This window comes from Paucibacter sp. B2R-40, assembly GCF_025717555.1.
Classification (GTDB): Bacteria; Pseudomonadota; Gammaproteobacteria; order Burkholderiales; family Burkholderiaceae_C; genus Paucibacter_A.
Window position 1 is genome coordinate 1 of sequence record NZ_JAJIRP010000021.1, and the last position, 6,285, is coordinate 6,285.

A 6,285-nucleotide genomic window follows, 5' to 3' on the forward strand; every position below is an offset into this window, starting at 1 on the left:
CGTAATACATGGCCAGCGTCTCGAGCTTGGCGCGCACCAAGGTACCGTTCGACTGGTACAGGGTCGGGAACTGCGGGCTGGCGTCGGCTGGCGGCGCGGCGCCGTTGGCCAGGGTCACGGCGACGCGCAGCTGAACCCCGCCGGTGCTGCCGTTGACGACTTCGTGACGGGTGGCGCGAATCTCCGGCGCGCGCGACAAGCGCGCCAGCGCCGCGATCAAGCGGTCCTCGGAAAAGCGGCTGCTAGGGTAGGCCGCCAGCGTGCGCCGGACCAAGTCCTCGACCCGCGAGTTCAGCGCCGCGTCTGGGCTGGGATTGTCGATCGTGACCTGGACGGACTCGATTCGTTGGTGCTCAAAGGGGTCGGTCCTGACCTGCGCGTATGAGGGTTGCAGCCCAGCCAGGCTACAGAAAAGGGCAAGGCCCAATAAACGGTGCTTGCTTTGCATCTTGCGCAAGTAGATATTGACTCCAGAGCGCACCACTATCGCATAACTATGTTGCGGATGCACAAAGCATTGCCGGTTGTGCTCGATGCAGATTGAATATGTTTCGTGACATCGGTGGCCTCATCGGAAGCAGGTTTGTGCGCATTTCCGCGCCTACGTGTCACCTATTTGGCGCACTTTGCGCTTTGCCGGCGCTCTCATACCTTCATTGCGCCGCAAATGGCGGCGCGCCACCCACAGATTGGACAGCGCGAACAGGGTGTGCAACTGCGCCGTGTTGCTACTGGCGCTGTCGCTGGTCGGCGCGGCATCCGGTAGGCGGTATTCGCCCTTGAGCTCTCAGGCCGCAGCCTCAATCCCGCGCTGAAAAGCGGACTGGCGCGTAGACCGCCTCGGCGCGGCTGCCGGTGTTGTCGCTGTCGCTCATCAGGCCCCAAGCAATGAGTGGGCCAGGCGCTTCACCGAAGGCTTGTTTGTAGTCCGCCACCAAGTCGCGTCTGAAGGACTGCCAGCTTGCAGGCACACTTGGCTTCTGTGCATCAACCACGAGCATACGCACACGCCGGGTGTAGGGGTTAGGCAGCACGCTGCCAACCGGGTGCAGGGAAGAAGTGACATACATCAGCGTCGCAAACGGCATGGGGCGCGAGCCCAGGCGGTCGGCTGTGGCCATCACCGCACGGTCGGTCCAGGGCAGGCGGCTGCGGTCGCCGTCAAAGACAAATACCAGCCGCGCGGCAGCATCCTCACGTCCGGCCTCGGCAATGTCCGCCTCTTGCGGAGACTGCAACACCAGCCAGCGCCATGCCACCAGCGGAGTCCGTGCAAGCTCAATACCGGCTGCAGGCTTCATCAGCAAGCTGGCCGAGCTCTCTGCCCGGGCGTGAATGGTGAGCTGCTCGCCGTCGCGACTGAATTCGTATTGAGTGCGCGGCTTGCGATCATTGATGGGCACATGGGTCCAGCCGTCCGCCTCGTCTGCGCTGACCGGCTTCTCAGCTCTAGCCGATCCTGGGGAGGCAAGCATGATGATGAGCGCTAGCGCAACCATCAGATGGACTGCGAACGCTCCCGGTACCCGCTCAGACCTTGCTGCCACAACCGTGCCCCAATATGACCGCCCTGGCTTAGGGCACATTCTCTTCATAGCAAGTCCTCTATCGGCAGCCACGCAAGCAGGCTTGCCTGTAGCCGCAGCCACCAACCAGCACCGGGGTCGTGATCCAGCGTCACTAACTTGCCATCTTGCACCCCGGTCCAGCGCAGCCCCTCGCCTTCTTCGTGCACACGCCACGCATCATTGACCAAAGCGCGCTGCACACCGTCGACCAATTCCGCTGCAAGCGCCGGACTGGCAACAACAACACCGTTCTCGGTATTGAGGCGCTGCGAGCGAGGGTCGATATTCATTGAACCGATGAAGGCGCTGGAGCGGTCGGCGACCATCAACTTGGCATGCAGTGACAAGCGCGAAGAGCCTGTGCGCTCATTACGTTCATTACGTTCATTACGCCCGCGCTCCCGCTGCGCAGCGTCGGGGCGCAATTCGTACAGCGCGAGTCCGGCCTTAAGTAGCTCAAGCCGGTAGCGCGCATAGCCTGCATGTACAGCCGGCACATCGGTGGCGGCCAGTGTGTTGGTGACAACCGTGACTCGGACACCGCGCTTTGCCAATTCGCGCAGCTGAGCCACGCCTCCATCACCCGGCACAAAATAGGGAGAGACGATCAACAACTCGCGTTCCACCGCACCCATGGCGCTTGCAATTTCACGGCCCAGCCTGGAGTCCTCTGAGGGCCGCTCGGGGTCGAGCTTGCCGGGTTTGTCGTGCACGGCGGTCGCACGGCCGCTAAAAAAACGCAGTTCACCTGCCGCGAGGCGCCGCGCCCAGTCGCTGCCATGTGCGGCACTCCACAGCTCAGTGACCGGCTCGGCGGGCTGAGTTGGCGATTTCAGCGCGACTGGGTCGGACAGCAAGCTCAGACTCAGGGCGTCATTCCAATAGAGGTCAAAGGCCGCAGCCATCTGAGGAACCACAGGGCCGAAGGTGAGCACATCGACGTCGCCGAACTCGAACTCATGGTGGCGCGAGAAGTACTCGTCACCAATATTGCGTCCCCCGACGATGGCCGCTTGACTGTCAGCCAGCAGCAGCTTGTTGTGCATGCGCTGCTGCGTGCGCTCGAAGTCGAGCAGCAGGCTCAAGGCTGCCGATCTCGGATGGACCAGGGGGTTGAAAAGGCGGACCTCGATATGCGAGTGGGCAGCCAAGCGCTGCAGCGTCGCGTCATCCGGTCGGGCTCCCCAGTCGTCCAGCAGCAAACGCACCCGCACGCCGCGTTCAGCGGCCTGCCATAGCGCGGCCATCAAACCCATGCCGCTGCTGTCGGCGCGCAAGATGTAGTACTGCAGGTCGATACTGCGCTCGGCTCCCGCCACTAATGCGAGCCGAGCAGCCAGCGCCTCGCGCCCAGCCGGCAGCAGATGAAACGCGGACTCCTCAGCCAAAGCTGCTGCAAGGGCTTGCGTGCCAATGCGGCCGAGCTTGCTTTGCCGACCTGCATCAAGCGCGTAGCTGGGCTGCGGAGGTTGTACGGCGCGCGGCGCCGAAACACAACCCACCATAGACAGCAGCAAGGCCAAGCACAGTGTCCGGCACCAGGTAAGCCGTACTGCCAAGCTCGCTTCGCAGCGATTCGAACACCCAATCACCGTGTTCACCGCAGGTCTGCGAATGGCGCAGCCGGTTTCGTGGTGCATGCCGGGAATGCTATTGCGGTCCGAGCACATGCCGACAAACTCCTCATACACACCACGCCACGCCCCTTGCGATGAACACGACCAGACAAATTGGAAAACGTTGGGCAACACACCCAAGACAGCGAAGGCCGGCCTCAAGGCATTATCCAAGAAGAACTGGCAAATTTCGTGGGCCAGCGGCAGAGTGGCAGGGAGCTGTCGCAAGGCATTGGCCGCCTAGGCATAAGTCAAGAGTGCAACAGCCACAAAGCCCAGAATGCGCGCCACTGCCGCAACCGCGCGTAGCCCGAACTCTGTTTAGTTTGTTCCTTTGTTCACTCCCCTTTACGCCGACCTTTTTGGTTAGCGCCAGCTTACTGGCGATGGTGTGGCCTCACGCCCCCGGCCAGGTTTTGTAATTAGGATGCGCAGCAGTGGCGGCGGCAGGGTACCCATAGCTTCGACGTTGAACGGCTGCAAGCGGGCAACGGCACTGAGCGCAGGGAATGGCAGCTTGAGGGCCGTCAACTGCCTGGCAAAGGACGGGATCGAATGTCGGCGATGGGCACCGAGTTGCTACGCGGGCAGTGACCTCGAAAAGTCCGGGCCTGCTCCAAGCCGACAGTTCGAGCAGGAGCCGCAAAGCTGACGTTCGGGTAGCCGACCGTTTTGGTCAACGTCGGCTTACGGGCGTTGTTGCGGCCTCACGCTCCAGGCCAGCTGCTGTCATTCGGATGCGCAGTGGGTGGCGCCAGCACGGTGCACATTGCGGTCGTCCCAACTGAGCTTCTTGAGCCCTGATCATTGTCAGTAAGCGGTCATTGACCAGCGGCCGCTTTCAGGACGGCAAACGGATGCGTTCGCGAAGACGATCCAACAGCCCCGGCGACTTCAGCGCAGGCAGGTTCAGAGAACCAAGGTCAGTGCGAAGCGCCTTGCGGCTGCCGTCCCTCACTGGTGCGATATATGGATCACGCATGTGCATTTCCAATACATGTTGGCGCCGAGGCGAATTTGAGCCACTTTGCGCGTCGGTCCCGACAATCTGGTGAGCCATGCATGTAGATCCCACACCTGCATGGCTGTGGATGCTCTTGTCGCAAACACTGGCTCACTCAAGTTTCGGCGGGGCGGCTCATCTCTGGGTCGGCGCCAACACCCCATGGACCGCAACCGCCGATGAAGAACCCGTTGACGCATCAACTGCGCGTGCTGCTGCTCGTCCTGCTTGCCTATCGCCTGATCGTCGAAAGCCCGTCTAGAGGGTGAGCATGGACTTCATCCGTTTCACTGGCTAGGTGTGCCCCCACTTTGGCCCGCTTTCCTTCACGGCAACTGTGGCCTCAAGTGCCTTCTGGCGTGGCCGATATCAGCGCCTTGGGGTCGCTTTTCGCCGCGATGCCCGGCGAGTTGATTTCTACACTTGCCGACAACCCTGCACTCAAGGCGTCAATCGATCCATAGGAGACAAAGCATGAGTGACTTAAAGATATCGACCCGACTGCAACTGGGCTTTGGGACCGTGATCCTGCTGTTCATCCTGCTCGCTGCGGTTACGGCCTTGCGCGTCGAGAAAGCGGCTGCTGCGACCGAAAGGATGGAGCGTTCGGCCGCATTGGTGCAGCTGGCAAGCTACTGGCAAGGCCATGTACGCCAGAACTCAGCCCGTTCGCTGGCGGTGGCGTTTTCCGAAGGCGGGACGCTGCTGGCCTTCTTCAAAGACCAGATGGCCGACACCACCAAGCAGACCTCGGAGACGCAAAAGGCATTTCTCGAGACGGTACAGGACCCCGCCTCACGGCAACGTGCCGACCGGGTCGGAGAGGTCCGCAAAAGCTGGTTGGCCGTACGCGACGAAGTCAATAGCCTGAAAGCCGCCGGAGAGAGCGAAGGCGCGCGGGATCTGGTGCAGAAGAAGTTTGCGCCCGCCACCGATGAATACATCCGCGTGACTCAGCAACTGGTCGATGGAGAGGTAGAGAGCGTCAGAGCGGCCCAAGCCGAGGTGAAAGCCGCTTTTCGGCAGATCTACATCATGGGTGCCGTGCTTTTTGTGATCGCCATCGTGTTGGCAAGCCTGTTGAGCTGGCATCTGTCGCGCAGCATCTCCGGTGGCCTGGCCCATGCCAGCCGTATTGCCGAACGGATAGGCGCAGGCGATCTGACGGCCACCCTGGAGGTTCGCGGTCGAGATGAGATTGGTCTGCTGGTCTAGTCCTTGGACACGATGCAGCAAAGCCTCGCCCAGGTCGTGCACACGGTGCGCCAAGGCTCGGAAAGCGTCGCAACGGCCAGCGCAGAAATCGCTTCCGGCAACAACGATCTCTCTGCCCGGACCGAGCAGCAAGCCAGCGCGCTGGAGCAGACCTCGGCCTCCATGGAAGAACTGGGTGCAACCGTCAGACATAACGCCGATAACGCCCGCCAAGCCAACCAACTGGCGCAGAGCGCCAGCAGCGTGGCCACACAGGGGGGCGAGGTGGTGGCCCAGGTGGTCGCCACCATGAAAGACATTAACGACAGCTCACGCAAGATCAGCGACATCATCGGCGTCATCGACGGCATTGCCTTCCAGACCAATATCCTCGCACTCAATGCGGCGGTGGAGGCCGCCCGGGCGGGTGAACAGGGTCGCGGGTTCGCGGTGGTGGCCGGTGAGGTGCGCACCCTGGCGCAACGCAGCGCCGACGCAGCCAAGGAGATCAAGAGCTTGATCGGAGCCAGTGTCGAGCGGGTTGAGCAGGGGACGGCTCTGGTGGACCGAGCCGGCAGCACAATGACCGAGGTCGTCGCGTCGATTCGCCGGGTCACCGACATCGTCGGCGAGATCAGCGCAGCCAGCGTCGAGCAGAGCCAGGGCGTGGCCCAGGTCGGGGAAGCCGTCACACACATGGACAAAGCAACCCAGCAGAATGCCGCCTTGGTCGAAGAATCGGCCGCGGCCGCCGAAAGCCTGCGCACTCAAGCGGAGCAGTTGGTGCACGCCGTCGCCGTGTTCCGACTTAAGGGCGACCGCTGATCGCTCGGTGTTTGAGGTACTGACTGCGTGGCAACTCAGTGCGGCGGATTCAACTGGTCGGTGCAACACACTAACCACT

At 62.1% G+C, this 6,285-nt stretch carries 3 protein-coding genes and 1 pseudogene; 1 reads left to right on the top strand and 3 read right to left on the bottom strand.

What is annotated here, in order from left to right; all coding sequences use genetic code 11:
- From LNV09_RS24490 to LNV09_RS24500, 3 genes are all read right to left on the bottom strand, one after another.
- Positions 1-448 (bottom strand): hypothetical protein (locus LNV09_RS24490; RefSeq protein ID WP_263559683.1); only part of this gene is annotated, 448 nt, incomplete at its 3' end.
- Positions 449-800: 352 nt separating this feature from the next.
- Positions 801-1,475 carry a DUF3047 domain-containing protein gene (locus LNV09_RS24495; RefSeq protein WP_263559684.1) on the bottom strand — a complete coding sequence of 225 codons (675 nt, stop codon included), beginning with the start codon at positions 1,473-1,475 and terminating at the stop codon, positions 801-803.
- A 116-nt stretch (positions 1,476-1,591) separates the two neighbouring features.
- On the bottom strand, positions 1,592-3,091 hold the full coding sequence (locus LNV09_RS24500; protein ID WP_263559685.1) for a phospholipase D family protein: 1,500 nt from the start codon (positions 3,089-3,091) through the stop codon (positions 1,592-1,594).
- A 1,570-nt stretch (positions 3,092-4,661) separates the two neighbouring features.
- Between LNV09_RS24500 and LNV09_RS24850 the strand changes: the two are divergent.
- Positions 4,662-6,206: pseudogene (locus tag LNV09_RS24850) on the top strand (methyl-accepting chemotaxis protein).
- The last annotated feature ends 79 nt before the right edge of the window (positions 6,207-6,285 follow it).